Annotated in this window: 28 protein-coding genes, 1 pseudogene and 1 other annotated feature; of the genes and pseudogenes, 15 read left to right on the forward strand and 14 right to left on the reverse strand. The window is 37.4% G+C overall.

The window, feature by feature from the left end; translation table 11 throughout:
- The first annotated feature begins 82 nt into the window (after positions 1–82).
- Positions 83–631 carry a hypothetical protein gene (locus tag EKM63_RS05310; protein WP_125704469.1) on the forward strand — a complete coding sequence of 183 codons (549 nt, stop codon included), beginning with the start codon at positions 83–85 and terminating at the stop codon, positions 629–631.
- A gap of 60 nt (positions 632–691) precedes the next feature.
- On the opposite strand, the gene EKM63_RS11535 is transcribed toward EKM63_RS05310, so the two are convergent.
- A complete protein-coding gene (locus EKM63_RS11535) occupies positions 692–820 on the reverse strand; it encodes a hypothetical protein (protein ID WP_263852853.1) in 129 nt (42 codons plus the stop codon).
- 39 nt (positions 821–859) lie between these two features.
- On the reverse strand, positions 860–2347 hold the full coding sequence (locus tag EKM63_RS05315) for an alpha/beta hydrolase (protein ID WP_125704471.1): 1488 nt from the start codon (positions 2345–2347) through the stop codon (positions 860–862).
- A gap of 293 nt (positions 2348–2640) precedes the next feature.
- Between EKM63_RS05315 and EKM63_RS05320 the strand changes: the two genes are divergently transcribed.
- The 4 genes from EKM63_RS05320 to EKM63_RS05330 all read left to right on the forward strand — a co-directional run bounded on the left by EKM63_RS05320 (position 2641) and on the right by EKM63_RS05330 (position 4131).
- Complete coding sequence (locus EKM63_RS05320; RefSeq protein ID WP_125704473.1) at positions 2641–2952, forward strand: thioredoxin family protein; 312 nt, start codon at positions 2641–2643, stop codon at positions 2950–2952.
- Between the two features lie 181 nt (positions 2953–3133).
- Positions 3134–3295: a DUF5993 family protein gene (locus tag EKM63_RS11275; protein WP_153383944.1), complete on the forward strand. Its 162-nt coding sequence runs from the start codon at positions 3134–3136 to the stop codon at positions 3293–3295.
- 18 nt (positions 3296–3313) lie between these two features.
- On the forward strand, positions 3314–3901 hold the full coding sequence (locus EKM63_RS05325) for a disulfide bond formation protein B (RefSeq protein ID WP_125704475.1): 588 nt from the start codon (positions 3314–3316) through the stop codon (positions 3899–3901).
- Positions 3902–4047: 146 nt separating this feature from the next.
- The gene (locus EKM63_RS05330; protein ID WP_153383965.1) at positions 4048–4131 is read left to right on the forward strand and encodes a type I toxin-antitoxin system Fst family toxin; all 84 of its coding nucleotides are present in this window, start codon (positions 4048–4050) and stop codon (positions 4129–4131) included.
- 341 nt (positions 4132–4472) lie between these two features.
- Here the strand turns inward: EKM63_RS05330 and EKM63_RS05335 are convergent, their stop codons facing one another.
- Complete coding sequence (locus EKM63_RS05335; RefSeq protein WP_125704479.1) at positions 4473–5072, reverse strand: TetR/AcrR family transcriptional regulator; 600 nt, start codon at positions 5070–5072, stop codon at positions 4473–4475.
- 228 nt (positions 5073–5300) lie between these two features.
- Here EKM63_RS05335 and EKM63_RS05340 point away from each other — a divergent pair, with 228 nt between their 5' ends.
- The 4 genes and pseudogenes from EKM63_RS05340 to EKM63_RS05355 all read left to right on the forward strand — a co-directional run bounded on the left by EKM63_RS05340 (position 5301) and on the right by EKM63_RS05355 (position 10597).
- Positions 5301–6728, forward strand: a complete 1428-nt coding sequence (locus EKM63_RS05340; RefSeq protein WP_225418259.1) for an MDR family MFS transporter — start codon at positions 5301–5303, stop codon at positions 6726–6728.
- Positions 6728–7411, forward strand: a complete 684-nt coding sequence (locus EKM63_RS05345) for a DUF4811 domain-containing protein (protein ID WP_125704480.1) — start codon at positions 6728–6730, stop codon at positions 7409–7411. The genes EKM63_RS05340 and EKM63_RS05345 overlap by 1 nt, the downstream gene beginning before the upstream one ends.
- 55 nt (positions 7412–7466) lie before the next feature.
- Positions 7467–7700, forward strand: a binding site (T-box leader).
- Positions 7701–8035: 335 nt separating this feature from the next.
- Positions 8036–9424, forward strand: coding sequence for an asparagine--tRNA ligase (gene asnS, locus EKM63_RS05350; protein ID WP_125704482.1), 1389 nt, complete (start codon positions 8036–8038; stop codon positions 9422–9424).
- A gap of 318 nt (positions 9425–9742) precedes the next feature.
- Positions 9743–10597, forward strand: a pseudogene (locus EKM63_RS05355) (KilA-N domain-containing protein).
- Positions 10598–10709: 112 nt separating this feature from the next.
- On the opposite strand, the gene EKM63_RS05360 reads toward EKM63_RS05355, so the two are convergent.
- Positions 10710–11522, reverse strand: coding sequence for a hypothetical protein (locus EKM63_RS05360; protein WP_125704484.1), 813 nt, complete (start codon positions 11520–11522; stop codon positions 10710–10712).
- A 236-nt stretch (positions 11523–11758) separates the two neighbouring features.
- Here EKM63_RS05360 and EKM63_RS11280 point away from each other — a divergent pair, with 236 nt between their 5' ends.
- Positions 11759–11932 (forward strand): hypothetical protein, encoded by a 174-nt coding sequence (locus EKM63_RS11280; RefSeq protein WP_153494260.1) that lies wholly within the window; start codon positions 11759–11761, stop codon positions 11930–11932.
- A gap of 2 nt (positions 11933–11934) precedes the next feature.
- On the opposite strand, the gene EKM63_RS05365 is transcribed toward EKM63_RS11280, so the two are convergent.
- Complete coding sequence (locus tag EKM63_RS05365) at positions 11935–13005, reverse strand: DNA glycosylase AlkZ-like family protein (protein WP_125704486.1); 1071 nt, start codon at positions 13003–13005, stop codon at positions 11935–11937.
- A 96-nt stretch (positions 13006–13101) separates the two neighbouring features.
- Between EKM63_RS05365 and map the strand changes: the two genes are divergently transcribed.
- Positions 13102–13935 (forward strand): type I methionyl aminopeptidase, encoded by an 834-nt coding sequence (gene map, locus EKM63_RS05370; protein WP_125704488.1) that lies wholly within the window; start codon positions 13102–13104, stop codon positions 13933–13935.
- A gap of 24 nt (positions 13936–13959) precedes the next feature.
- On the opposite strand, the gene EKM63_RS05375 is transcribed toward map, so the two are convergent.
- Together EKM63_RS05375 and EKM63_RS05380 are read right to left on the reverse strand one after the other, a co-directional pair.
- The gene (locus EKM63_RS05375) at positions 13960–15183 is read right to left on the reverse strand and encodes an ABC transporter permease (RefSeq protein WP_125704490.1); all 1224 of its coding nucleotides are present in this window, start codon (positions 15181–15183) and stop codon (positions 13960–13962) included.
- Positions 15176–16075 carry an ABC transporter ATP-binding protein gene (locus tag EKM63_RS05380; RefSeq protein WP_125704492.1) on the reverse strand — a complete coding sequence of 300 codons (900 nt, stop codon included), beginning with the start codon at positions 16073–16075 and terminating at the stop codon, positions 15176–15178. The genes EKM63_RS05375 and EKM63_RS05380 overlap by 8 nt, the downstream gene beginning before the upstream one ends.
- A gap of 282 nt (positions 16076–16357) precedes the next feature.
- Here EKM63_RS05380 and EKM63_RS11435 point away from each other — a divergent pair, with 282 nt between their 5' ends.
- Complete coding sequence (locus EKM63_RS11435) at positions 16358–17374, forward strand: hypothetical protein (RefSeq protein ID WP_225418260.1); 1017 nt, start codon at positions 16358–16360, stop codon at positions 17372–17374.
- A gap of 46 nt (positions 17375–17420) precedes the next feature.
- Here the strand turns inward: EKM63_RS11435 and EKM63_RS05390 are convergent, their stop codons facing one another.
- On the reverse strand, positions 17421–18254 hold the full coding sequence (locus EKM63_RS05390) for a MerR family transcriptional regulator (RefSeq protein WP_125704493.1): 834 nt from the start codon (positions 18252–18254) through the stop codon (positions 17421–17423).
- Positions 18255–18367: 113 nt separating this feature from the next.
- Here EKM63_RS05390 and EKM63_RS05395 point away from each other — a divergent pair, with 113 nt between their 5' ends.
- From EKM63_RS05395 to EKM63_RS05405, 3 genes are all read left to right on the forward strand, one after another.
- Complete coding sequence (locus EKM63_RS05395) at positions 18368–20293, forward strand: oxidoreductase (RefSeq protein WP_125704495.1); 1926 nt, start codon at positions 18368–18370, stop codon at positions 20291–20293.
- A gap of 214 nt (positions 20294–20507) precedes the next feature.
- Complete coding sequence (locus EKM63_RS05400; protein ID WP_125704497.1) at positions 20508–21023, forward strand: DUF2892 domain-containing protein; 516 nt, start codon at positions 20508–20510, stop codon at positions 21021–21023.
- Positions 21024–21166: 143 nt separating this feature from the next.
- Positions 21167–21415, forward strand: a complete 249-nt coding sequence (locus EKM63_RS05405) for a hypothetical protein (protein ID WP_125704499.1) — start codon at positions 21167–21169, stop codon at positions 21413–21415.
- Between the two features lie 50 nt (positions 21416–21465).
- Here the strand turns inward: EKM63_RS05405 and EKM63_RS05410 are convergent, their stop codons facing one another.
- The 6 genes from EKM63_RS05410 to EKM63_RS05435 all read right to left on the reverse strand — a co-directional run bounded on the left by EKM63_RS05410 (position 21466) and on the right by EKM63_RS05435 (position 26536).
- Positions 21466–21684 carry an AbrB/MazE/SpoVT family DNA-binding domain-containing protein gene (locus tag EKM63_RS05410; protein ID WP_125704501.1) on the reverse strand — a complete coding sequence of 73 codons (219 nt, stop codon included), beginning with the start codon at positions 21682–21684 and terminating at the stop codon, positions 21466–21468.
- A 76-nt stretch (positions 21685–21760) separates the two neighbouring features.
- Positions 21761–21964, reverse strand: coding sequence for a hypothetical protein (locus tag EKM63_RS05415; protein ID WP_125704503.1), 204 nt, complete (start codon positions 21962–21964; stop codon positions 21761–21763).
- A gap of 97 nt (positions 21965–22061) precedes the next feature.
- Entirely contained in the window at positions 22062–23204 is a 1143-nt protein-coding gene (locus EKM63_RS05420; RefSeq protein WP_125704505.1) for a trans-sulfuration enzyme family protein, read from the reverse strand.
- Between the two features lie 682 nt (positions 23205–23886).
- Positions 23887–25671 (reverse strand): alpha/beta hydrolase, encoded by a 1785-nt coding sequence (locus tag EKM63_RS05425; protein ID WP_125704507.1) that lies wholly within the window; start codon positions 25669–25671, stop codon positions 23887–23889.
- Between the two features lie 210 nt (positions 25672–25881).
- A complete protein-coding gene (locus tag EKM63_RS05430; protein ID WP_125704509.1) occupies positions 25882–26337 on the reverse strand; it encodes a hypothetical protein in 456 nt (151 codons plus the stop codon).
- Positions 26324–26536, reverse strand: coding sequence for a helix-turn-helix transcriptional regulator (locus EKM63_RS05435; RefSeq protein WP_125704511.1), 213 nt, complete (start codon positions 26534–26536; stop codon positions 26324–26326). The genes EKM63_RS05430 and EKM63_RS05435 overlap by 14 nt, the downstream gene beginning before the upstream one ends.
- Between the last annotated feature and the right edge of the window lie 54 nt (positions 26537–26590).

Here is a 26590-nt window from a genome sequence, read left to right on the forward strand (position 1 = left end):
ATACTTTTAAGCTCCATTTAATTTCGTTATCCTAATATACCCTTATAGCATACGAGATATGCATCAAGGAGGATTTACAATTATGAAGAAATCAACAAGAACCTTAGTTATCGCATCAGCCGTAGTTTTAGCATGGATCCCGGCTGCAGAGGCGTTTGCGGTTGGATCATCTGTAGCAAATGCGGATGTTGTTGGCTCTAATAATAATAATTCTAAAGCACCTAGTTCCAGTAATATCGAAAATAATGGCCGTAAGAACGGCAGTAACTCTACTCCAACAAACAATAATGACTCTGCACCAAAAAATAACAACGTTTCTACTAATAACAATATCCCGGCAAATACTAACAACAACTCAAATCCAGTCGGAACTAGCAATAATAATTCAAACCAAACCGCTGGATTATCTAACGTTCAAAACCTAGCTTCCGGATCAGTTGTCAATCTATCTGGTCCCTCTGGTTTTGTATACACACTATTTAATTCATCAGTCGCAGTCGCAAATCGTGGTTTAGCTGGAGATACTTCCTGGGTAACTGACAAATCTGCTACCGACTCAAATGGCAATACATATTATCGAGTCTCGACAGACGAATGGGTTAAACAGTCCAGCGGCGTTACACTAAATTAATCACACAAAAATAGCTCTTGATCATTGAGATCAGGAGCTGTTTTATGTTAAAAATAGAAGCTAAATTGTATCGCGTCCATCGGTTAAATCCTTTATCAGTTCCTGATGATTATCATACAATTTACTGATATTACCATTTTTGATATCTTCTATAGCTAAATCTAAATCGTTTGTATTTTTATCTGTCATGAAATTTACCTCAATGACATTGTATACACAATTGAATGTTTATGCTGCTTGAATCGAAGCAGTATTAGCTTGATCAACTTCGTTTAAAAATCCTTGGATATTTTGTTGATATTGTTCTACCGCACCTTCAGCGTGTGCGTGGCCACCAACTGCTCCATCCAATACCCAGAGTTTCTTGATTGGAGCAACACTAGCGTTATATAACGCTACACTCTCAGTGTCAGGAATAAAGTCATCATCCTCGGTTGTGATGAAGTATGAAGGAATTGTGATTTTAGCTACTGCGTCAATTGGTGATGCGTCATCTAAGTCAAATCCTTGTTTTGCTTCATTGATCTTATCGACATTTTGCATAGTCTTGTCAAATGGGATAAGAGGAATCGAATTTAGTTTAATAGGAACAATCAATTTTCCTAAAGGACCATTGATCTTGTTCAATGCACCGTTATACAAAGAATTACCCAGTGATGTTAAGCTTGAAAAGCTGCAATCAGCAATAACCGCTTTTACATTGCTTGGTAATTGTGGATCAGCGGCAGCATCTAAGGCCGTTGCTGCCCCCATTGATTGTCCATAATAAATAACTTCTTCATCAGGGCCAACCATACTGTCCATAACATTTACCCAATTTTTCCAGTCCTGACTATCGTAATAACCAAATGGAATATAGTCTCCGTCACCAGAGAATTGTCCACGTTGACTAGGCATCAAAACATTGTAACCCATGTTGTACCAAACGCCTGAGACGACTCCGACCCAATCTGGATGCTCTGTCCAGCCTTGACCTATGATCACAGTCTGTTTGGAACCAGGATTAGCAACAAAGGTTGCAGTACTAGTTTCGTTTGGGAAACTAGATGAAGGAATAGTTAGTGTTTGCTTGTCAGCAACGTTATCCCACCAGTCTTGTGCAGCATTATAGAATGTCTCACTTGCTGCTGGATCATATTTCTCACCTAGTCCACCATAAGCTCTTGAAGTATCGTAACGATCAGGCTCTTGGATATCTTCAAGTTTGGAGTATGCGTCACTGCCTTTTCGTGAAAAACCAATTGGGAAAACTACTTTGGCAGCAGTTCCTGTAGTCACATCCGTGATTTTATCATTAACGTCTGAAGCAATCTTTCCCAATAAAGTAGTTGGCTGATCAGTCGGTTCATTATTGAAATCAGCAGCTTTCATATCATCAGCAGAAGACGCCGTTACATTAGCATCATTAATAACATCAGGTGTTGTCCCAGTGTATAAGACTGAAGGAACATCTTGATATTCTGCGGTGCCAGCCTGAGTATTCTGTTGTGTAGCTGGATTATCCTCACTTAAAACAACTACATTAGATTGATTAATTTGTGACTGGGAAGCAGTCTGATCATAGCTAACAGCTTCAGTTTGGCTAGTTGAATCGGCTGAACTTCCAGATGTAGTATCAGCAGAAGCATTACTAGTCGTGGCCATAAATGTTCCAGCCATGAATAAAGCGGCAAGGGAAGTTATATACCGTTTTTTCAAAGTAACTTTATGTTTCATGTTATTCCCCTCCTATAAAAATTATTCTAAGAATATCACAAAACAAGTTGGATTGGTACCGCTTACATAAAATAATATTAAAAAGTATATCGAAATAAGTAATTTAAATGAGTATTGATTGTATTTCAATTGTCCGATATGAACACATTTAGTTATTTTGTCTTATTTTTCAATTTAAATATAAGTAAATTGTAATTGGTATTTTGAGTTTCAAGGTTATCAGAGCTAAATCCACCGCAATCAGAGATAATTGTATTAAAATATTAATATCTCAATTGGAAGTGAGTCGGCAAATGATAAAAACATTAACTACCCAAAATTTTACATCTCGTGATACAAGCAAGGTCAACGTACTCAATTTTAGCAATGATTGGTGCTCACAATGTTATATGGAAAATCCAATAATCACTGCTGCAGCAGATAAATATGATAGTAAGCTAAATTTTTACACGATCAATGCCGACAGCAATCCAGATTTGGTTGAAAAATACGACATCATGACCGCACCAACTATCATCATTGAAAAAAATGATCATATCGAGTATCGCACTACTACCTTCCTTGATAAGACACAATTAGACAATCTACTCAGATATTATCTATAACTATAGAAGCGTTCAAAATGATTTTTGTACTCAAAATCATCTTGGACGCTTGTTTTATTACATAATAAAAACTGAAATTTAACTTTTTGATTCATTGAGCGATTTTTGAAAAACGATAAGTGAAACCATTCATTTATCACTTTGGGAGTGGTAAAGTACTAGTTGGAAAGGAAGCGATTTCATGGACATTATCATTATGATAATCATTACCTTCATGTTTCTAAGGATGATTATTAAGGGGAAAGTGACAAAGGCCGACTTCGCAATGTGGGCATTAATTGCCGTCTTAGTCTTGATCCTATTCAAATTGCATGCAACAAGTACCTTACCAATAAGTCTATAGAAGGGGATATTTATAATTATGGAAACTGCAAATAAAGGTACCGCTACCTCAAAATTAGGCTTTTGGTTAGCGAACCTGTTCGTATTTGGATATAACTTTGTATTGGCAGGAGGATTCTTCTTTCAATTCGCATTACACGAATTCCCATGCCCACTCTGTATGATTCAAAGATATTTTATGATGTTAGCAAGCTTCGGGCCACTATACATCATCATTGCCACAAAGAATGGTACGATCAATCCACAAAAATTTATGCGGGGATATGGATTGTCAGCATTAGCTGCCTTCTTAGGTTCAACAGCCTCAATCAGACAAATACTATTGCATATCGCACCAAATGACCCAGGTTACGGTTCAGCCGTTCTAGGCCTACATACGTACACTTGGGCATTAGTAAGTTTCGTTGTTGTAATTGTATTCTGTTCATTTATGATGATCTTCTCAAAAGAACTTTGTCCAAAAGGTGACGAGTATAACGTTATCGCAACAATCAACATTTGGATCTTCGCAGTATTGATAGTTGCAAACCTATTAGCAATTATCGCCGAAGAAGGATTCAATTTCTTACTACCATCAGATCCAACTAAATATTTACTATTTCAGTGATAAATAAAACATATTAAACAAAAATAACCAGTCGAATGACTGGTTATTTTTTTATCCACATTTATAGTTCACTTAAACTATAAGTTCATGTGATATACTTAGAAGTTGCCTTTACTCAATCTGGAAACAGTGAGGGGGTGAACGAGATGTTCATAACGATCCTAGAGTCAATACTTGCGGGGTGCATTGTTGCACTTTTTAGTTACTGGTTGAATAACCGAAGCAAGTAGAGTTCAAGGCAATTTTCAACCAAATAAAAAACCTCGGTATACGGCTACCGGGGTTTTTGTGTAAACAAAATGTTCTTAACGATCCTTTTGTACAAGAACAATATACCACATGTCAGTGATTAACTAAAGCTTATTAGTCTAAATGAAGTTAATACGTGCCGGGTGTTTCGTTGCCCTCTTAAGTTACTGATTGAATAACAGAGGCAAGTATAATTTCAAGCAATATTCAACTAAAAAGAGCCTCGGTATTCCACTACCGGGGTTTTCATGTGAACAAAATGTTATACCTTTTTCCAACATGAATATACCACATGTCAGTGATAAAGTGTAGCTTTTTAATGTTATTGTGCCGCAAACACAGGTACCAAAATTTTATTGACAAACATCAGCACAGTCTCCTGATCATAGTGATCTTCACTAATAATTCGTGTGATGAGTAAAAATATAGGCATATTAATGACGGTTTCTGGAAAGGTTTCTGGATCTGTCTTAACTTCTCCACGTTTGTATGCATTTTGGAGTATGGTCATTAAATAATTTCTCAATATATTTTCATCAAAAATCCTACGATAACTTTCAGCATTAGCTTTAGAGAAATTTGGCAGAGCATCTCGCAAAGCTCCCTTAATATTCTTGAGGCCAATTGGTCGTATTAATGTAAGTGGAATGTTCATTAACTCTATTAGATCAGCACGTAAACTACCATTGTTAGGCGCCTTTAAAGATGCAAATACTTCTGCAACAGGAGAGAACTTTCTAATTGCTGCAACTGTGACTTCTAGCTTTGTGTTCCAACGACGGTAAATTGCATTCTTATTTGTATGAGCAGTACCAGCAATATCATCCATCGTCATCGGAGTATAGCCAGTCGTTTGCAACAATTGCCAAGTTGAGGTCAAAATCGCATCTTCCAGTTCTTTTCCACGCCGTCTTTGAGCCATAATTAGCCTCCTTTGGGATTAAATAATTCGTTAATTTAATACTGATAGTTTCTAAAGTAAATGTCAATCATTTAAGGTACTATCAGATTTCTATAAAAAATATCAATCAAAACATAAATTATCCGGTCTTCACCTAATTACGGGGAGGTAATCATAATTTATTGACATTAATAAAAATGGTGTTATTCTCTTTTTAAATACTTGAAGTACCCTAAAAGGAGAATTGTTATGGCTCAACAAATTAGTCCTTATACAACAATACGTACTCAAAAAGCACCATCACCAATGAAAAGTGCCATGATCCTTGTCCTAGCAATGATTGTTCCTATGCTAGACACAACCATGACCAATATTGGTATCAATACTATCTTAAAAGATTTGAATTCAACAGTTAACACCATGCAGTGGATCACAACTGCTTATGTTTTAGCTCTGGGATTAGCTGTTCCACTTGCTGGATGGTTGATAGACAAAGTTTCTGGAAAACTTCTAGTTGAGATCTCACTGGTAACCTTCCTAATTGGTTCAATCATGTCTGGTATCTCAACCAGCGTATCTACACTGATGATTGGTCGAATCATTCAAGGGGCTGCAGCAGGTGTCTTAATTTCGGCCTCACAAACTTTGATCGTAAGAGCAGCTGGTGGTAAAAATTTAGGAAAAATGATGGCTACCGTGGGACTACCAATCGTGTTTGCCCCAATAATCGGACCAACAATTGGTGGCGCATTGATCAAGTTTCTTAACTGGCACTGGCTGTTCTATGTCAATATTCCTGTAATTCTCATTGCACTATTTTTCGTGATAATGTGGCTTCCAACTTTCGATACAGATAAGTCAGATAAGGGCTTCGACTTCACTGGTTTCATCCTTTTAGTTGGACTCTTTTCAGGTCTAGTTGTAGGTATAACTAACTTTAGTACTGATGATGTTTTCGGAAAAATGAACGTATTATTTCCAATTTTCATCGGTATCGATTGTTTAATTTTGTACATAATATATGCTTACATGAATTCTAAAAAAGTATTAGTACCTTTGACTCTTTTCAAAAACACTCGTTTCTCAGCATCAGCCATTCTACTATTTATGACAGGCTTAATGTCGAACGGCGTTATGTTCGTACTTCCTTTATATTTACAAAATATCCGTGGACTTTCCGTAATCTGGTCAGGTATTTATCTGATAGCTCTTGGTCTCGGTATGTTAGTAACTAGAACAATTGTGGGAAGACTGACTGACGATTATGGAGCAAAATGGATCGTCATAATATCATTGATAGCAGGATTCTTGACAACAATTCCTTTTGCTTTCTTCACCAAATCTACTCCAACTTGGTTACTAGTTGTAGTGATGTTCTTATTAGGATTGAGCCGTAGTGGAATAATTCCCATCATGACTGATAGTTACAGTAACATACCTAACAGTCTTATTTCTGAAGCAACTGTCTCAACTCGGATGATCCAAAATATTGGTGGCTCTGTCGCTACAGCATTGTTAGCTGCCGTTATTGCCAGTTTTACTGGAACAAATGTCGCTAGCACCACAATGATGAACACAGCTTACTCACAAGCATTCATCTGGATTTCAGTCGGTACACTGATTGGTATAATTCCAGCATTCTGGCTTAGTGAAAATCACGAAAAGAAGGTGGCATAATGCTAATAATTCTAACAGTTGTATTTGCCGTCGTTGGTGTGATTCTCCTGTTTAAAAAACAACATGTCTTAGGAATTACCCTGTTGGTCAGCATGTTGATCTGCCAATCATTCATACTCCTCGATGCAAATAAGCATTACGGAACCAGCAAATACACGGCCACTCAAACAGAACAAATCGCTCCAGTTGCCAATATCAAAGGTAACAAGATTCTTGTCAAAGAGAAAATCAAACAAGGTAAAACCGAATATCAGGCATACGCAACTAAAACGCCTGGTAAATCTGAGATACACACTGTGCTAAATAAACAAAAAACGGTCAAAATAAATACAGATTCAAATGATTCAAATAAAGAAATTAAAAATATCAAGTATCGTTATAACGATACGATCCAAAAACTACTATTCACCGGAATCACCAACAGTGGTCAATTGAGTTCTCAAGAAATTACGTATAATCTCAATTCTAACTGGCACATAGTTACTAAATCACAATTAAAACGTGCCGGTAAGGTACTTAAAGAACCCAAAACTCAATTAGCAATTAAACAAGATGTCGAAAACGATGTTCATAATCAGATAAAAACAGATCCAACATTAGCCAAGAATCCCGCTAATCTAAAAAAATTAGAGGATAAAGCTTTAACAAAAGCCGTTGGAAACGTGATAGATAGCGCCAAGTAGCAAATTGGTCTTTACAACCACCAAAAAAACGTGCTATTCTTTCATTAACTTAATACATAGGATTTTAAAAAGAAGAAGTACTATTTACCCTATTCTCAGTGAGTTAAGGACAGTGCGAACTTAACATGCAGGTATCTACGAATAACATCTTTTTACATCGGCCTGAACTAGCAGTAGGGTTTGACGTCGCTGACACGTTACAGTCAGTAAGCATATGATGTGCTTGTTAGAGATGTTTTCATTAGAAAACAAATTGGGTGGTACCGCGAAAAGACCTTTCGCCCCTTTTACCAGGGGTGGAAGGTCTTTTTTTACGTCTTCTTAACATCTTCGATGTTTAGAAGACGTTATGGGAATGGCCAAAGGACGTTCGCGTTCATTTAATGTCGGCTTTACATCTTTGATGTTTAGAAGACGTTATGGGAACGGCCAAAGGACGTTCGCGTTCATTTAATGTCGGTTTTACATCTTCGATGTTTAGAAGACGTTACGGGGACGGCGAAAGGACGTTCGCGTTCCGATTATGTAGGTTTCATATGATACTTAACTTTTTGAGCAGACATAACCGTCTACATTTAAGTACCCATTAATCTGTACTTTTTCATATTGAAAGGAGAATCCGTTATGACAAAAGTTTTAGCAAAAGATTTATTTACTAAAGAATTCAAAGATGGTGAAGAAATCACCATTCAAGGTTGGATCAGAACTATTAGAGGTTCAAAGAAAATTGGTTTTATCGAAGTGAACGATGGTTCATTTTTGAAAAACGTTCAAGTTGTTTTCAGTAAAGACCTAGATGATTTTGATGACATCAAGAAATTCCCAATCAGTACTACTATTGAGGTCACTGGTGAACTTGCATTAACTCCGGATGCTCAACAACCATTCGAGATCCATGCTACTGATGTGAAAGAACTTGGATCTTCAGATGTTGACTATCCTCTACAAAAGAAAGCTCACACATACGAATACTTGAGAACGATTGCTCATTTGCGTCCAAGAACAAATACTTTCTATTCAATCTTTAGAATTCGTTCATTGGCTGCCTTTGCTGTCCATGAATACCTACAACATAACGGTTTCAACTATATTCACACACCTATTATCACAAGTAGTGATGCTGAAGGTGCCGGTGAAATGTTCCAAGTTACAACTTTGGATATGAACAACGTTCCAAAGACTGATGATGGAAAAGTTGATTACAACGAAGACTTCTTTAAGAAGGAAACTAACTTAACTGTTAGTGGACAACTTGAAGTTGAAGCATTCGCTTTAGCACTAAGAAACGTCTACACATTTGGACCAACATTTAGAGCTGAAAACTCACATACTGGCCGTCACGCTTCAGAGTTCTGGATGATCGAACCTGAAATGGCATTCGCCGATATGCAAGATGAAATCAACGTTTCAGAAGAATTGCTAAAATATGTTGTCCAATATGTTTTCGACAACGCCAAAGAAGAAATCCAATTCTTAAATGACAACATCGATGAACACTTGATCGAACGCCTTTCAAACACAGTTTCTGAAAAGTTCGCCGAAGTTACATATACAGAAGCTATCGATTTACTAGAAAAAGCTGACGTCGACTTTGATGTTCCAGTAAGCTGGGGATTAGATCTAGAATCAGAACACGAACGTTACTTGAGTGAAAAAGTATTCAAGAAACCTGTCTTCTTAACAGACTATCCAAAAGACATCAAAGCCTTCTATATGCGTGCTAACGACGATGGTAAAACAGTTGCTGCAGCTGACTTGTTAGTTCCCGAAATCGGAGAATTGATCGGTGGATCACAACGTGAAGAGCGCCTTGATTTACTAGAACAAAAGATCAAAGATTTGAAGTTAAACGAAGACGAATACAAGTGGTACTTAGAGTTACGTAAGTACGGTGGAACAGTTCACTCAGGCTTCGGAATCGGATTCGAAAGACTTGTTATGTATCTAACAGGTATGAAGAATATCAGAGACGTCATCGCATATCCAAGAACACCAGGAAATGCTGAGTTCTAGAGCAGAGCCAAAATTTACACGCCTTGAGAACGGAGTGTAAGATGCAACACAGCGGAGTGGGTTCGTAACACCCCGCAGCTTTGTCCAGCTTACATGTAGTTCTCAGTGGAAATTTTAGCGTTTTCATTTAAGTTAGAGGAAATACAAAAGTAAAAATTAGACAAAACCAAGGCGCTGGAACAAATGAATTGTTCTAGCGCTTTTTTTCTATTCAATATATTGTGTCCGTGCTTAGCTGCGTGTGATAATAAAACATATTAATATGTTCGGATTCTAAACCCGTCGATTTCGACGGGTTTAGAGAAAAGAGGCAACAAAATGACTGATAAAACCGAAAAAATAAATGTAAAAGGTGTCGAAATTAATTTATTTAACAATTCCGATAACAATAACGATTATATTAGCCTCACTGGTATTGCAAAGTACCGATCAAAAGATAATCCAAATGAATTAATTAGAAATTGGATGCGGTCTCGAAGTTCCCTAGAGTTCTTAGGTATCTGGGAGCAATTGAATAATGAAAATTTTAATAATTCGGAATTTGAGAAAATACTGTCCGCAACTGGCGCAAATTCTTTTTTAATGTCGCCCACTAAGTGGATAAACCAAACGGGTGCTATCGGTATACAATAAAAACCTGGTAGATACGGTGGAACATATGCACAATCAGATATTGCATTTGAGTTTGCTTCATGGATCTCAGCTGAATTTAGATTGTATTTAATTAAGGATTACCAAAGATTAAAATCTGATGAAAGTAGTCATCTAAATCTCGAATGGAACTTGAATAGAGAACTATCTAAAGTAAATTATCAGATTCATACTGATGCAATAAAATCTCATCTTATCCCAAAAAAGCTTGATAAATCGGCCATTGGTTTCAAATATGCAACCGAGGCCGACAGATTAAACATGGCATTATTTGGATTAACTGCTAAGGACTGGAAAATTAATAATCCAAATTTACATGGAAATATTAGAGATAATGCCAATGTTTATCAATTATTGGTTTTATCAAATTTAGAGAGTTTAAATTCGGAATTTATTAAAGATGGAAAAGATTCTGCTTGGAGAACAGATAAACTTAATCAAGTTGCAAAAGACCAAATGGAGGTTCTTCTTAAGAACAAAAAGGATGAACTAGAATCTAAGTTTAATAATAGGCTTCAATGAATACTAGGTAATTTACTAGTAATCGATATCAAATTAATACAGTGAAACCCACCAAAATAAATCCAAAACAAAAAGAGACCTTTCGGTCTCTTTTTTTCGTATATCTTAAAAACTAATCTGACATTGAATATCCAGTAGAATTCTCCCACTGAGCACGTGTCGTAACACCATTTGAAGCAGTTATTGTTCCATCGTAAGAAACTGATCCTGCAGGAGATCCGTCAACACTAACGGAATATCCAGAACCTGTGTCAGTCGCTTGAATATCACCAACACCAAAATTACCTGTTGCACCTCTAAATATATTTACTGCTTTCTCAGTACTATCTACTACTCGATTAGAAGTATCAGGCTGAGCAGGAGTTGCTGCAGCACTTGAGTCACTATTTTGATCCGTAGTAGCATTCTGACTTGTTGCAGCAGCGTTATCTGTATTACTTGTAGCATTATCTGACTCATCTGAACTAGTCTTCAACTTAGGACTAGCAACGACATTATTCTTATTCAAGTAAGCAATCTTGACCTTATTTCCATCAAGCTTTTCTGCAGAAACATTCTTAAACAAGTCATCGATAGTAACTGACTTGCCAACTTTCAAAGTCACATTTCCATCTAATGAAGTACTAAATTTCTTAGCCCCATCGACCATCAAGAAAAATTTTGACTTGTCGAATTTCACATCTTTCGTACCGTTATTCTTGATTTTCATTGATAGCGAATAGGCGTTATTGCTATTCTCTTCGCCCTTGATAACCTTGAATTTAATGTCAGTTTTCTCGCTACCACTTAGCTTTTGATAAGCTGTAGCTGATTCTGTTTTAGTAGTCTTTGTAGTACTTTCCTTACTACCGTTTGAGCTGTTATTTGAACAGCCAGCAAGAAGTACGATCGATAACATCCCCACCAACCAAATAATCTTTTTCATCCTTATCCCTCCAAAATATAAATATATTTATATTTTAAATTGTAGCATAGTACGTTCCTTGTGAATTAAAAAATAAAAATCAGCCTGCTCAATCCAAAAAAGCTGCAACAAGTATACTTACCTGTTCCAACTTTTTGATTCCAAACTATTTCCATTTAAATAATTGTTTTCAATCTATAATCAACCTTCATCTGTTACACTTATTTCCTGAAAGCTTTTATCATGAGGTGGAAAATGTGGGTTCTATCCTGTTAATAATTGTGGCATTGATGATGATATTTGTGCTGTTCTTACAATTTCGAAAATCTAGAATTAATCAAAATAATTTAGTGATCATACTATCGACCGTAGCACTAGTTGCTATCGTCTTATTCTTCATTCTAAAGCCAATTTTACAGACTTATAGCTAAAATCACTCGATGGTGATTCCATCGTATTCGTGCTGTAAAAATTGAGCAATCTTATTAAAATGTTTTTCAAGTTGTCGATTATTGTAATCACCCCAAGAACTGACAATAAACTTGATTTTCTTTGACGTGAGCTTATAGGTCCACTTCCCGACGATTTGGCCATTTGCAATAATCGGGGCCATAAGAATCCCATTTTTAGACCACATTTTGGATTCCAGGGACTTATCGATAAACCATCGCTTATCAACGTAACCTGTCATTAATGAACTAAATCTTGCTGCAACATAAGTATTAGTAGACACCTGTTCCATAACCTCTTGCAGTTTATCCTTAGCAACGAGTCCCGGACTCCATAATTTTTCATTATTAACTTCGATCGAATTCAATTCTGGTTCAATCGACTTCCAGGCTGACCGTACGTTGGATATTTTGATACCGCTCCATTTAACAAAGTCCTGAATGGAAGCTGGTCCAAAGGTATCCAAGTAATGCTTGATCAATTCAGCCGTCGCCTCAACCTGATTCATTCCAGTAAAGTTATCGGGCAGCAGCATTTCAAAATTACGGGGATTGGAATTGGCCTGCATATACATCTTCCCTTGAGATGCTAGTAGTTGAAACAAGCTGTAATCGACATTCTTGGGACGCCCAGTAAACCAGGCAAATTTATCCGTCATCAATTGTTCATAAACGTCGCGCGTCAATGATTTCTTATCCTGCAGTATCTCATAAACAAATTCTGCAGCTGGTTCAACTTCATCCCTCATACCTAGAAAATAGAGATTGGGTAAACGTTCTTTTTGACGTGCATTGATGACTAGCCGCCAATCATCTGGTGTCATTAGATGTATCGTCCATCTCTGTGACCAAGAACGAATTATTTTCCTATCAGAGAAGAGGCTATTCAGTTCATCTTGAGTAGCACCCGTCTGCAAAGTTGCATTCAATTCTGCCGCTCGTTGGTTTTGCGCTTGAATACCAACTACTCTAGTAAACGGAGTAATCGCAGTATCGTTTTGATCTAATATTCCATGTTTATAAAGTCTATAGGCAAATAATTCGGCTGAATTCATGTGCTATTTACTCCTTGTTTGGTATTAAAAGTATAAACCTTTGTACTGACGAATATTTGGTTTACAATTATTACGTTAAGGAGAATATTTATATTTATGATTACATTAAAATCAGAACGAGAAATTGAAGGTATGCGTGAATCTGGTAAGGTCTTGGCTGGAGTTCATTTGGAACTTCGCAACATGATCAAACCGGGTCTGTCAGCATACGATATTGAGGTTTTTGCTAACGATTATATTCTTAAACATGGTGCCACTCCTTCAGAAAAGGGATTTGAAGGATATAAATACGCAACTTGTGTCGATGTAAATGATGAAGTTGCCCATGGTACTCCACGTCGTGATTTGATTTTAAAAGACGGTGACCTTGTTAAAGTTGATATGACTGTTAACAAAAATGGTTATGAATCCGATTCCTGCTGGAGCTACGCTGTCGGAAATGTTAGCCAAGAAACTAAAGACTTGATGGATGTTACTAAGAAAGCTCTATATCTTGGTATTGCTGAATCCGTCGTCGGAAATCGTCTTGGTGATATTGGTTTCGCCATTCAAGATTTCACAGAAAATAAACATGATTATGGTGATGTACGTGATTTGTTAGGTCACGGCATTCAACCTACAATGCATGAGAAACCTGATGTTTTCCATTATGGTCAAAAAGGTAAGGGACTTCGTTTGAAGGCTGGTATGACAATTACCGTTGAACCTATGATCAACGAAGGTACTTGGAAAATTGCTGATCGTTCAGTAAAAGACCGTAACGATCCCTGGATCTATTACGTTTCAGCTGATGGCAGCTGGTCTGCTCAATATGAGCACACATTTGCGATCACTGATGATGGTCCAGTAATTTTGACTTCACAAGATGCTGAGGAAGATGAAAAAATGCTTGCTTGGGCACGTCAATACATTAAAGATAATAACTACTAAAAAAGATAGCCGTCAGGCTATCTTTTATTTGTTATAAGCTAATCCACTCTTTAAACTACTCCAGAATCCATGCGTATCAGTCTGCAACATCAATCCCTTGTACATGCGACCGATATAGTAACCCATCAATCCGATGGTTACTAACAATATCAACAACGACAAGCCAATTTCCAGTGGACTCGCGGCATGATTGATAACTCGTAGTGGCATAAAGTAGGATGAGAAAAATGGTACATACGATAAAATTTTTGCAAAAATTGATTCAGGATTATTTTGGAATGGGAAAGTTGAGAAGAATGTCAGCATTGCCAACATGATTGAAGGTTGAGCTGCCTTCGAAGCATCCTCGGCCTTAGAAACCAGTGCACCACTCAAGGCTGACAAGATAGTGAACAAGACCACGCCTAATAGTAGGAACAGCATGTTCACACCGAATAAGTTATGTATGACCGAATTTATCATAGTTTGATTATCAGCGAAAAAGTCTTTGGTCAAACTGGCACTTTTCGCGTAATTTAATACTATCCAGCCTCCAAGCACATATACCAAGATCTGCGTCACGATAACCAGCAATACCCCGAGGATTTTTCCGACAAAGTATTTGACCGCAGATGTACTTGAGAAAATTATTTCCATGATCTTAGTACCCTTTTCAGAGGCTATTTCTTGAGCCGTGATTGAGGAATATGTGATCAATATAATATAGACCATGACGACCATTACCCAAAATGATATCAGCATGGCTATATTTTGCTTTCCTACGTTCTTTTGGATATCTTGTTTAAATTGGGGCTGTGTTTGAAGTGCAGCGGCTTGTGCACCCGTTAATTTAGCATTTTGAAGGTTAAACTGTTGCTGAACCTGAGATAAATAGATTTGAACACGAGATTTAGTCCCACTGTCCAAATCGTCATTACCATGGAAAGTCGCTTTTACTTGTTTATCGGAGTTCGATAGGACCAGGTATCCAGCGATATCTTTACTTTTGAGTGCTTTTTTAGAAGCATCGACTGTCGTGTATTTCTTAGCGACATCGTCCTTATTCTGCTTAATGTAGCCATCGCGTAAACTAGCTTCAGAACTAACTACTGCAATTCTATCTTCCTGATCGGCACTGTTAGCACTGATGGATCCAATACCCATTCCAATACCACCGAAAATAAACGGAGTTAGGATCAACAATATAAAACTCCATGATTTTACTTGTCGCAAATATGTTTGAGCTGTTACGATCCACATTTTATTCATGAGCAGCCTCCCCAACTTTCATTCGGAATATTTCATCTAGAGTTGGTGGTCGCTGACTAAATTCTTCTATATAATGTCCGTCAGTTAATTGGTCAAAAATTGCTGGACCGTCCGACTCATTTTCTAGTCTTATAAAGTAGTGATTCCCGCGTTGATGAGTTACAGATGTCACGTGTGGTAAGGCCTGCAAACGTTCAAGTGTCCAATCAGTGGTTACAAACAATTCAGTTTTTCCGAATTGGTCACGGACTTCATCGATTTTACCGTTAAGAACGACTTCACCAGTACGCAGCATCACAAGTGAATCGCAAACTTCTTCAACGTTAGACATATCATGACTTGAAAAAATTATTGCTGCCCCACGTTGTTGTGCCTCAACAATAGATTGCTTCAATAAATCAGAGTTGACCGGATCCAGTCCACTAAATGGTTCATCGAGGATTATCAATGAAGGCTGGTGGATCATCGTGCAGATCAGCTGAACTTTTTGCTGATTACCCTTCGATAGATCCTTGATTTTATCTGTCTTCTTACCTTTGACCGCAAATTTCTCCATCCAGCTGTCAATCTGTGGTTTGACCTCTTTGACGGATTTATTTTTCAATCGTGCAAGATAAATAATTTGTTGCTCAATAGTAAGTTTTGGCATCAAACTACGTTCTTCAGGCAGATAACCAATCTTGTCGAAAAGTTTTTCAGAAATAGGCTCTCCATCCCAAAGAATTTTTCCACTATATTTGATAAAATTCAAAATACTATGGAATGTAGTAGATTTACCAGCACCGTTTTGGCCGATAAGACCCAGTATTTCACCGTTGTTAATGCTGAAGCTGACATCATTTAGAGCTTTGACATCGCCAAATTGCTTTGAAACGTGTTCTATCTTTAGCATTACAGTTCCTCCCCCGTTTGTTGGATACAATTATACGTGAAACCAGTGTTAAATCCAGCTTTATATAGTTCCTGAATCCACAAAATACTATTAATAATGTTATATATATTGAAAAATATATTGATTATTTAATTAGAATAAATTAGGATATTACAGTGACCTTAATCTAGGAATGTTTTCATTAATCAGGATAATTATTTTATTATTTATAATTACCGTTAAATTAATTGATAGTTTCTTCATTGAGACTCAAATATGTAAGTATATAGGGGAAATATAAATATGGTAGAAAGTAATAAATTAAGCCCAAACAAAGACTTTTCGGTAAGTTTAGTCGCTCCTTGGGTCAAAGGTAATATGTTTGTCGATGACAACTTTTTGAGAATAGATGTTCAAAACACAGTGTTATTTGGAATGGTTCCTGCGGGTCGTTCAAAAGATACATCACCATTGAACACTCTTTCAAATGTTAATACATCATCAGAATATAAATTGGGACGTATGTTACTTGGTGCAGTAATCTTTATAGCCGGAATCGGAACAATGACTGCCGGTGCAGGGGCAATCATACCTGCATTCATCTTTGCTATTATTGGTGCAGCAATATTCCTTAGTGGAATCTTGACTAACTTCTCATATGAAAAATCCGGTATTGAAAAGTCTATTCCGCTTCCATTTTTCGAAGCTAATCACGCTCGTGAACTAGAGGAACAAGTTATTGCTGAAATGGCTAAATTCCAAAATGATAGAAACGTTGCTACTAACGTTGCAGCCGGTGCCGCAACTATTACTAACGCTCTTCAAGGAATGTCACAGCAACAACAATTCCAAAATTACCAACAATATAACAATCAATATCAACAACAAAATCAATACCAACCTAATAACCAATATCAACAGAATCCTAATCAATACAACAATCAACAACAATATCAGGATCCTAACCAACAATACCAACAACAACCTAATAATCAGTACCAACAAAACAATCAATACCAAGATCCTAACCAACAGTACCAACAACAAAATAACCAATACCAAGATCCTAATCAACAATATCAACAACAACCTAATAACCAATATCAAAACCAAGCTCCTGTACAAAATCAACAGTATCAAGCACCTGCTCAAGATCAAACTGCTGCTAATGTACAAGACCAAACTCAAGCTCCTGTTCAAGATCAAAACCAAGCACCAGTTCAAAATCAAACTACAGATGCTGCTCAACCAGCACAACCTACACAACAACCTGTACAAGACCAATCAACTGATGCTCCAAACAACAACCAAAACAACTAATTTTTAGTAAATTAAAGGCTGCCCACTTCAATGTGAGCAGCCTTTTTTATTTGATATTTTCTGCAGTATTGGCATTATAACAAGCATCGCTTATTGGGATGTATGCTTCTAAGTATCTTTGTCTGACACCATCTTTGTGGTATCTCAAGATTATTCTACCGAATGGTTTATCAACTATTTCTAGATTATATTTGACCTTTAGATCCTCAATAATGAAATTCAAATTATCCCGCAAGTCCCCTTCTTTTCCGGCTTGAAAAATAAAGTGTACAGTCTGGCGTGGAGCCATAAAGGTATTATCTTTAATATTTGCAAACATCATCTGTTTACGCGCCTCATTGTAATATGACAGTACACCCCATACCTCACTAGAAGCATTTAAGTCGCAAATAAACCCTACTGGTGTTGCCGAGGGGGAGTAAAGGAACTGCAACACGTCTTTATTGTCTAGAACCGCATTGTTACCGCCATATCCCTTAAACTCATAAAAAATAAACGCTGGACTATATGTAAAGTTTATAGCATTCGAGTTGATATTTATTCTTTTAACATCATTCCTCAGTTGAGTCATCTTTTTTAAAGAATTTTGCATTCTAAAAATTTTCTCCTGGATTACTACTTCCTGCAAAGATAACATATTATCAATCTCTTTAGAATCAGCTTTGTTGACCAGATAATCGATTTTATCTAGTGAAAAACCATAGCTTTTGTACTGAACAATATCTTTGATTTGATTCAATTCTGGGTATCCAAAGTATCTATATCCCGTTTCAGGATCACGAATAGATTTAATCAATTTTTTGTCTTCATAAAATCTCATCGTCTCTTTAGAAAGATGAAAATACTTTGCTACATCGCCAATCTTGTAATAACCTTTCATAATCCATCCTCACATTTGTATAATATTTCACAAATCCATTGACCTTCTAGTAACACCATACTCTATAACTGAACTTGTAAGCAACAAACAAAATAAGTTCAGGGGGAAAACTAATGTACTTAAAAAAGATGTTTACACCTTATAAAATCAATCAATGTGAAATTAAAAACAGATTCGTCGTACCAGCAATGGTTTCCAATATGTGTGATGAGGATGGTAATATCACTGATCAATTCATCAAATACCATGAAACAAAAGCCAAGGGTGGTTGGGGCCTGATCATCACCGAAGACTACGGTGTCAATCCTAATGGTGTTGGATACAAAAACTGCGTTCGCCTATACGATGAAAAACAGGTGCCTGCTAACAAAAAACTAACTGATACTATTCATATGTATGGAGCTAAAATGTTTGCCCAAGTATTCCATCCAGGACGCCAAACAAACTCGAAGGTCAATGGTGGTGTTCAACCAATTTCCGTTTCGAGAATACCTGATCCATTTAACCAAGACATCCCTCGAGACATGACTGTTGAAGAAATCCATGAATTAGTTCATGAATTCGGTCACACTGCCAAATTGATGAAAGAATCCGGCTTTGATGGTATCGAACTACATCTTGCCCACGGCTATCTTCTATCAGGATTCTTGAGTACTCGCCAAAATCGTAGAACTGATGAATATGGTGGTTGCTTGGAAAACAGAATGCGCATCGTTCACGAAATTTATGATGCAATGAGGGCTGAAGTTGGAACAGACTTTCCACTAACTGCTAGATTCTCACTTACTGAAGATACTGTTGATGGTCGTCCGATGGATGAAAGTATGGTAATGGTAAAGTATTTTGAGGAATTAGGCTTCGATGCTCTAAACCTTTCAAATGGTGAATATTCGTCATATGCTGATGAATCAATCTCTACAACCTTTACTCCAAAAGGCTTTAACGTTGCTAACGCTAAAAAGGTTCATGATTTCATCAACATCCCTACTATCGTTGCAAATGGTATCAATGACCCTGCAATGGCCGAGAATATTTTGCAACAAGATGCTAGCGACTTCATTGGAATGGCCCGTGCTTCATTGGCTGATCCAGATTTGCCAAGAAAAGCTGCTCGTGGCCAACTAGGCGATATCAACTACTGTATCCGTTGTTTACAAGGCTGTATCGGCAACTTGCTCCAACAAAAGCCTATTAACTGCTTGGTAAATCCAATGATAGGTCACGAATCCGAATATACCTTCGAATCTCAACCCTCTCCAAAAACTGTTTTAGTCATAGGTGGTGGTACAGCTGGTATGGAAGCCGCAATTGCCGCAACTAGACAAGGTCACAGTGTTACTTTATGGGAAAAATCCAATTTACTAGGTGGAGAGTTTATACCTGCTATTTATCCACCTGCAAAAGGTGAATATGCAACCTTCTTAGTATTTTTGAAGAGACAGCTAAAAATTCTCAACATTAACGTCGTAATGAATCAAACTGCTACCGTTGAAAACGTCAAAGCATTCGGTGCGAATAAGGTAATAGTTGCAACTGGTGGACATCCAAACAAGCCACATCTTGAAGGAATCGATAACGATAATATTCATTTTGCTAACGAGGTTCTTTTAGGAAAAGCCCCATTGAACGGTGAAATAGTTGTCGTTGGTGGTGGCGAGGTTGGTACCGAAACTGCAATGTTCTTAGCCGATGGTGAGCGAGGTCACGTTACTGTTCTTGAAATGACGGGAGATATCAACGCTGGACTATTGAGAACAGTACCTACTAAACGGTTCCTCAGAGATCATGAGGTAACTATCGTGACACATGCCACCGTTCAAGAGTTTGGCAGCAACGAAGTAGTTATTGAACACAATGAAAAAACTGAACATATTCCCGCTGATCATATTGTATTAGCAATGGGATATCATTCAAACAATGACCTACTTAAATCATTGCAAACTGAACTGAATAACGTTGAAGAAGCTGGTGACGTTACAAAACCATCTAACGCATTAGTCTCATCTGCAACTGGATTCACAGCCGGTTACTACGCTTAATAGATAATAAAAATACACGCAATTATTTCGTTTAATAACTGTGTGTATTTTTTTAAATTTAATTTAATGTATAATGATATTTCCGTTGACCTGATACTTTTATTCCCATATGATATTTAGAGTACAATTTAACTTTAACAATGTTTTGGGGTTTATTTTATAATTTGATTTCACGTCAAATCGTAAAAAATATTATATCGGGAGAATACATCTTATGGTTGAAAGTAGAAAAATTAGTAACAACAAGGACTTTTCAAGTAGTTTAGTTACACCATGGATCAAAGGTAATATTTTTGTTGATGACAATTTCTTAAGAGTAGACATGCAAAACACTGTATTATTTGGATTAATTCCAGCAGGTCGAAATAAGGATACTTCTCCACTGAACACTGTTTCAAATGTAAGTACTTCAAGTGAATACAAGTTAGGTCGCATCTTCTTAGGTGCATTGCTTATGCTTACTTCATTTGCATTGATGGGACAATCATTCTTCATGTTCTTATTCGTTCTTCTAGTTGGTATCGCAATTGGTGGTAGTGGAATTCTGACTGTTTTTGCCTATGAACGATCAGGCGTTGAAAAGAGAGTTTATCTTCCTTTCTTTGAAGCTAACCATTCAAGAGAATTAGAAGAACAAGTTATCGCCGCTCTAACTAAATATCAAGACGACCGTAGCGTCGCAGCAGGTGCAGCTTCAATCACCGAAGCGATCCGTGCACAAAACAAATAAATATTAAATTCCGAAAGCAAACTTGGTTCCCAAGTTTGCTTTTTTTAGTCTCAAATTCTCAAAACCGGTGACCCACAAACCTAAGCAAAAACTTCGTTTTTGCCAGTAAACTCTTGAACTTAAAAAAGTCAGGAGTGAGAATTATGAGATTAGATGTTAATTTATTCGTACCAAATGAGGAAGGTTACAAGTTTGCTTTCGCCAAGTCTACTAAAGGATTGGCTGTAGGTGATACTTTTGAGACTACCGTTTTAGGGATGGACGTTACTTTCCAGATAATCATCAAAGCCGATATTAAAGACTTTGAGACCATTATGGATCAACACGCTGAATTGTTTGCTTTGGTAAACGATGCCAACCCAGAAGTTTTCATGGTCATCAAAGAAGTGTAATCAAAAAGAGGGAAATGACTGTAACTTAGTCATTTCCCTCTTTTTTTCATCTATATATTTTTATCAGAAATTGAGACATTTCCATATTGCTTTTCCTGTTGTTCAACTTTTTCCCATAAGGTCTCATGCATGTCGATTATGATTTCACCATCAGTATTTAACTTTACATTAATCAAATCACCACGTTTAAGATTTAATTTTTTAACGATTTCACTTGGAACAGTAATTTTATTGTCTGATCCAATCATGACTCTGAACGTTGCATCCATGATAATATCCTCCGGAAACCATTTATTTAACATCATGACTATATACTAAGACACGAAAAAAGGAAATGACTGTATCTTAGTCATTTCCCTCTTTTTTTAAATTTAACAATATGATTCGTTGAACTTCTTCTAAATCTACTCGATACATTTTTGCCAACACCATGATCAAGCGGCCATCAACAATTTTCGTTTTATCGGTCTCTAGTGAACTTAGTGCAGATGTTGAAGTAGAAAAATTATAGTCAGCTTTTGCCTTTTCGACCACTTGTTTCAAGGTCATATCTGTAAAAAATCTCTTTGTTTTGAAAAATCTTCCTAATGTCATCATGTATAAAATATAACATTTTTTCGGTTACATTTAACTGTTTATTTAATAATTAGGCAAACTTCAAAGCTTGTTCAAGGTCTTTAATTAGGTCACGATAATCTTCGATTCCAACGGATAAACGGACTAATTCGTCCTTGATACCGATCTGCAATCTAGTTTCCTTTGGTATCTCAAAGTGCGACATGAACGCAGGCACTTCAGCTAGGCTCTCAACGGCTCCCAAGCTCACGGCAAGTGTAAATAGTTGTAGATGGTTGATAAAGCCCTTAACGTCTAATCCAGGCTGCAATTCGAACGATAACACACCGCCGAATCCAGCACATTGATCTTTAATGTTGTCGAAATTAGCATCCCCATCACAACCGGGATAATAAATTTTCGCAACTTTAGGGTCACTTTTCAGAAATTCGATCACATGCTTAGCATTCTCAATGTGACGGTCCATTCTGACACTCAAAGTCTTGATACCTCTTTGGAGCAAATTACTATCCTGTGGCGAAAGAGTAGCCCCCATCGTGTTCTGAGCTTGATATATCTTGTCTCCGACCTCTTTGTCCTTTGCGACGACAACACCAGCCATCAAATCAGAATGTCCGCTCAAATATTTGGTAGCAGAGTGAACAACCAAGTCTGCCCCCATAGTTAATGGTTTCTGCAAATAAGGTGTTAAAAATGTATTGTCTACAATCGTCAATAAACCATGTTTCTTAGCGATTTTTCCGATAGATTTCACATCTGAAAATTGTAATAGCGGATTAGTCAATGTTTCAAAATAAATTGCTTTAGTATTAGCTTGAATACATTTTTCCAGACTATCCAAATCTCTAGTATCGATGGAAGTAAATTTAATTCCATAATCTTTTAAATATTCGTTTATAAGTCTAAATGTTCCACCGTATATATTTTTACCAATTATTACATGATCCCCAGGTTTGAAAATAGAAAATACCGCATGGATGGCAGCCATCCCTGAAGAAAATGCATAGGCACCAGAGCCATCCTCCAAATGTGCCATCAGTCTTTCTACAGATTCACGGGTTGGATTGCCTGAACGAGCGTAATCCCAACGAACTTGCCCCAATAATTCTGGATATTTATAGGTAGATGAATTGTAAATCGGAACGTTGACCGCTCCAGTATTATTGTCATCAACGCCACCACCGTGGATCAATGTCGTATCGAATTCTGACATTTAACTACCCCCTCTTTTTATAAAATATATCATATAACTAAAGGCTAAAACTGTCACCTGCGGCTGACAGAGATTACGGCTGCTGTGGGACCGCCCTCGGCCAAAATGCGGTCCGTGGGCTCGATTATAAGCCTGACGAAGTTCTTGTCAGTCTTATAACTCGTCCTACGCTGTAAGCTGCTTCTCAGCTAACAGCGTTGTCACAGCTGCCTCCACCTCTGTCCTCCTCCGGTTAATTTACATCTTACTTCGATATTTGTCGCACAAATCATAACCGCAGGTATACCTTATATTAACCATCGTGATAATGAGTAAATCGAATTCGAACAACGCATAAAATTTTTCATAATTGCAATAAATAGTGAACTATATCAAACTCGGAAATGGAGCTAAATAATCCAGTCCAGGCCACCAAAATGAAATGTTTCAATAAAACTCAGCCGAAGGAGGGCAGGAATGTAACCAGCTGTAAAAATGGACTTGGTCAGCGTACTATGCTGGCCTAGCCCATGGGCAAGCTTGAAGACGAGAGAACTGCTCGGCTTCAAGTTGAGCGAGAAGCCTGAAGGTCTGTCAGGCTGAAGCGACCCCACAGCAGGTGGAATTCCAGCCCACCGAAGGCGGCATATATAGCCAAAAAAAGAGCCAAAACCAATACAAGGTTTTGACCCTTCTCAAACTATTAAGCAACATTTTCAGAAACAGCAGCCTTATCAGCAGCATCAGTAACTTCAACGTTAACTTTCAAATTATTAGCTTTGTTAACCTCATCGATAAAAGCTTGAATATTGGATTGATACTCAGTCACAGCGTTATTAGCTGAGGCATGTCCACCAACATTACCATCCAAGATCCACAATTTCTTAATAGCGGAATTGTTTGCGTCATACATAGCAGCACTTTGTGAGTTAGGGATGAACGCATCATCTTCAGTTGAAATAAAGTAAGCAGGAAGTGTTGTCTTTGCGGCAGCCACGATACCTGAAACATCATCTAAACCGAATCCTTGGAAAAATTTATTGATGTTATCAACGTGTTTCATGATCTTGTCATATGGCAAGAATGGGATGTTATCGAAGTGGATCGGAATGATCAACTTACCTAGTGATGAATTGGCAGATGCTAAAGTTTTGTTGTAAAGTGATGCGCCAAGTGCAGGTAATGTTGAGTATCCGGCATCAGCGACAACGGCTTTAACATTCGGAGCTAATCCATCTTCTGAAGCGGCTTCAAGTGCAGTATTAGCACCTAATGATTGACCATAGAAAACTATTTCACCATCGTCACCATTCATTTCATTAACTTTATTTACTAGGCTCTTCCAATCTGTCTTGTCGTAATAACCGAATGAAAGTAGGTTACCATCACTGGCAAATTGGCCTCGTTGGCTTGGCATCAAGACGTTATAACCCATGTCGTACCAAACTTTTGAAACTACACCGATCCAGTCGGGACGTTCTGTCCAACCTTGTCCGATGATAACTGTTTTCTTTGAATCAGGATGTGCGACATATGTTGCACGAATTTCCTTATTGGCATTGTTGTAATAAGGAACTGAAACGTCCTCTTTAGCAGCAGTGTTGTTCCACCAGTCAGCGGCGGCTGTGTAATATGCCTGGCTAGTTGTTGGATCATATTGTTCGTCCAAATCTGTCCATGTGTTTGAAACATCGTAACGGCTTGGATCCAAGAGTGTTCTGAAATCTGATAATGCTTGTGTTCCAAAACGGCTGAATAACAATGGATATCCCAATGCAGCGGCGATTCCAGTTGTCACATCAGTAACTTTATCATCAATGAAACCGGCAATTTTTCCAAGCAAAGTCTTGTAAGTTTTGCCTGAAGCACTGTCGATATCAGCCATTGTCAAATCGTCATCTGCAGATGCTGTGATGCCGGCTTTGTTGATAACGTCAGGAACGGTCGTGTCCGCAGTCGTTGTTTCTGATGTGTCAGTATCGGTATCTGTGTTTGTGTCAGTATTTGTGTCTGTTGGTTGTTCCGCAGTATTTTCTGAATCGTTGTCAGTTGCAGTTTCGTCAGTAGTTGTATCTGGATCAACTGTAACTGGTTTTTCAGCGGTTGTAACATCCTCAGTTGTTGCAGCAGTTGAAGTATTATCGTCTGAGTTGGTTTCCGTTGCTGCCTCACCAGTAACGTTAGCTTCCTCAGTTGTTGTTGTAGTGTTACTTTCCTCGGGACTTGTTGTCTCAGTATCAGCGACTTTGTCAGGATCTGTGGCGTCGATCAATGCTTTCAAATCAACACGATCAGTTCCTCTAAGTGTTACTGTACCAGTCTTCTTGACCTCGGCGATTGCTTGCTCAGTTTTGTCATCCCCAGCAGTTTGGTTAGCATCAACTGTAGCGGCGTAAGCATTGCCAGCAGGTGTCATAATCGTTCCAGCTAAGAATAAAACAGCTAAGCTAGTATAATAACGATTTTTGAAATTTTTCTTGTTTTTCATATGTAACTATATCCTCCCCTAATAAAGCGGAATAAATATAACATATAAAAATCGATAAATGAAAATTTGGCTGGTATTGTAATACAACTGAAAGAATGCTGTTATACCAACGATATGAAACACAATAACTTCAAATTTAATTTCCATCGATTGACTAAAAATGAGATAAAAACAGCAGGATGTATTATTTTTACACCCTGCTTTATTAATTTATTTATCGAATCTAAGATAAGTAATAACTAAACTCCATTGTTGAATAATAATTGTGAAAACACCTAAGAATGCGAAGGCTCTGATGTCAAAAATAAGTTTAGCGTTGTTACCAAAATTTTGAATGTAGATGCATGCAAATGTCAGACACAACATGACGAATAACAATGTGATCCTGGCACTAATAAAGGTAGCATTCAATAAATTGCGAGCTTCTCGTTCATCATTATGCTGCATCCCTTCGGAATAACCTTCATGATTTATTTTCAGAAAATTGCCTTTTCCATATTTTTTATTCTGACGATTACCAACTACAACTAAAGCCAATTCAATAGCCAAGAATGGTGCTATCTCACCTTTCCCAAAATAACTTGCGATACCCCAGATACCCACTAATACGGCTAGAAGTGAAATCATTGTTGCTCGACCTATTAGATACTTTCTAGTACTGCTCATCACGAACATCTCCCCATTTAAATAGTTCATCTACACGAACATGTAAGATTGCTGCCAATTGAAAGGCCAACTTCAACGAAGGATCGTACTTGTCGTTCTCGATTGCATTGATAGTCTGTCGTGTCACACCTGCAGTGTTTGCAAGTTCTTCTTGAGATAACTTTTTTTCTTTGCGCTTTTCTCTAATTAGATTTTTCATGCCGACCTCATAGAATAAAATGTAAAACATCTTTTACACTTTTAGTAAAACATG

Source organism: Companilactobacillus mishanensis, from assembly GCF_003946505.1.
In the GTDB taxonomy this organism is placed as follows: Bacteria; Bacillota; Bacilli; order Lactobacillales; family Lactobacillaceae; genus Companilactobacillus; species Companilactobacillus mishanensis.

Excerpts from the sequence above, each read along its gene's own strand:
- EKM63_RS05310 (WP_125704469.1), top strand. The coding sequence starts at position 83 with ATGAAGAAATCAACAAGAACCTTAGTTATCGCATCAGCCGTAGTTTTA.
- EKM63_RS11535 (WP_263852853.1), bottom strand. The coding sequence starts at position 820 with ATGACAGATAAAAATACAAACGATTTAGATTTAGCTATAGAAGATATC.
- EKM63_RS05315 (WP_125704471.1), bottom strand. The coding sequence starts at position 2,347 with ATGAAACATAAAGTTACTTTGAAAAAACGGTATATAACTTCCCTTGCC.
- EKM63_RS05320 (WP_125704473.1), top strand. The coding sequence starts at position 2,641 with ATGATAAAAACATTAACTACCCAAAATTTTACATCTCGTGATACAAGC.
- EKM63_RS11275 (WP_153383944.1), top strand. The coding sequence starts at position 3,134 with ATGGACATTATCATTATGATAATCATTACCTTCATGTTTCTAAGGATG.
- EKM63_RS05325 (WP_125704475.1), top strand. The coding sequence starts at position 3,314 with ATGGAAACTGCAAATAAAGGTACCGCTACCTCAAAATTAGGCTTTTGG.
- EKM63_RS05330 (WP_153383965.1), top strand. The coding sequence starts at position 4,048 with ATGTTCATAACGATCCTAGAGTCAATACTTGCGGGGTGCATTGTTGCA.
- EKM63_RS05335 (WP_125704479.1), bottom strand. The coding sequence starts at position 5,072 with ATGGCTCAAAGACGGCGTGGAAAAGAACTGGAAGATGCGATTTTGACC.
- EKM63_RS05340 (WP_225418259.1), top strand. The coding sequence starts at position 5,301 with ATGGCTCAACAAATTAGTCCTTATACAACAATACGTACTCAAAAAGCA.
- EKM63_RS05345 (WP_125704480.1), top strand. The coding sequence starts at position 6,728 with ATGCTAATAATTCTAACAGTTGTATTTGCCGTCGTTGGTGTGATTCTC.
- asnS (WP_125704482.1), top strand. The coding sequence starts at position 8,036 with ATGACAAAAGTTTTAGCAAAAGATTTATTTACTAAAGAATTCAAAGAT.
- EKM63_RS05360 (WP_125704484.1), bottom strand. The coding sequence starts at position 11,522 with ATGAAAAAGATTATTTGGTTGGTGGGGATGTTATCGATCGTACTTCTT.
- EKM63_RS05365 (WP_125704486.1), bottom strand. The coding sequence starts at position 13,005 with ATGAATTCAGCCGAATTATTTGCCTATAGACTTTATAAACATGGAATA.
- map (WP_125704488.1), top strand. The coding sequence starts at position 13,102 with ATGATTACATTAAAATCAGAACGAGAAATTGAAGGTATGCGTGAATCT.
- EKM63_RS05375 (WP_125704490.1), bottom strand. The coding sequence starts at position 15,183 with ATGAATAAAATGTGGATCGTAACAGCTCAAACATATTTGCGACAAGTA.
- EKM63_RS05380 (WP_125704492.1), bottom strand. The coding sequence starts at position 16,075 with ATGCTAAAGATAGAACACGTTTCAAAGCAATTTGGCGATGTCAAAGCT.
- EKM63_RS11435 (WP_225418260.1), top strand. The coding sequence starts at position 16,358 with ATGGTAGAAAGTAATAAATTAAGCCCAAACAAAGACTTTTCGGTAAGT.
- EKM63_RS05390 (WP_125704493.1), bottom strand. The coding sequence starts at position 18,254 with ATGAAAGGTTATTACAAGATTGGCGATGTAGCAAAGTATTTTCATCTT.
- EKM63_RS05395 (WP_125704495.1), top strand. The coding sequence starts at position 18,368 with ATGTACTTAAAAAAGATGTTTACACCTTATAAAATCAATCAATGTGAA.
- EKM63_RS05400 (WP_125704497.1), top strand. The coding sequence starts at position 20,508 with ATGGTTGAAAGTAGAAAAATTAGTAACAACAAGGACTTTTCAAGTAGT.
- EKM63_RS05405 (WP_125704499.1), top strand. The coding sequence starts at position 21,167 with ATGAGATTAGATGTTAATTTATTCGTACCAAATGAGGAAGGTTACAAG.
- EKM63_RS05410 (WP_125704501.1), bottom strand. The coding sequence starts at position 21,684 with ATGGATGCAACGTTCAGAGTCATGATTGGATCAGACAATAAAATTACT.
- EKM63_RS05415 (WP_125704503.1), bottom strand. The coding sequence starts at position 21,964 with ATGACCTTGAAACAAGTGGTCGAAAAGGCAAAAGCTGACTATAATTTT.
- EKM63_RS05420 (WP_125704505.1), bottom strand. The coding sequence starts at position 23,204 with ATGTCAGAATTCGATACGACATTGATCCACGGTGGTGGCGTTGATGAC.
- EKM63_RS05425 (WP_125704507.1), bottom strand. The coding sequence starts at position 25,671 with ATGAAAAACAAGAAAAATTTCAAAAATCGTTATTATACTAGCTTAGCT.
- EKM63_RS05430 (WP_125704509.1), bottom strand. The coding sequence starts at position 26,337 with ATGAGCAGTACTAGAAAGTATCTAATAGGTCGAGCAACAATGATTTCA.
- EKM63_RS05435 (WP_125704511.1), bottom strand. The coding sequence starts at position 26,536 with ATGAAAAATCTAATTAGAGAAAAGCGCAAAGAAAAAAAGTTATCTCAA.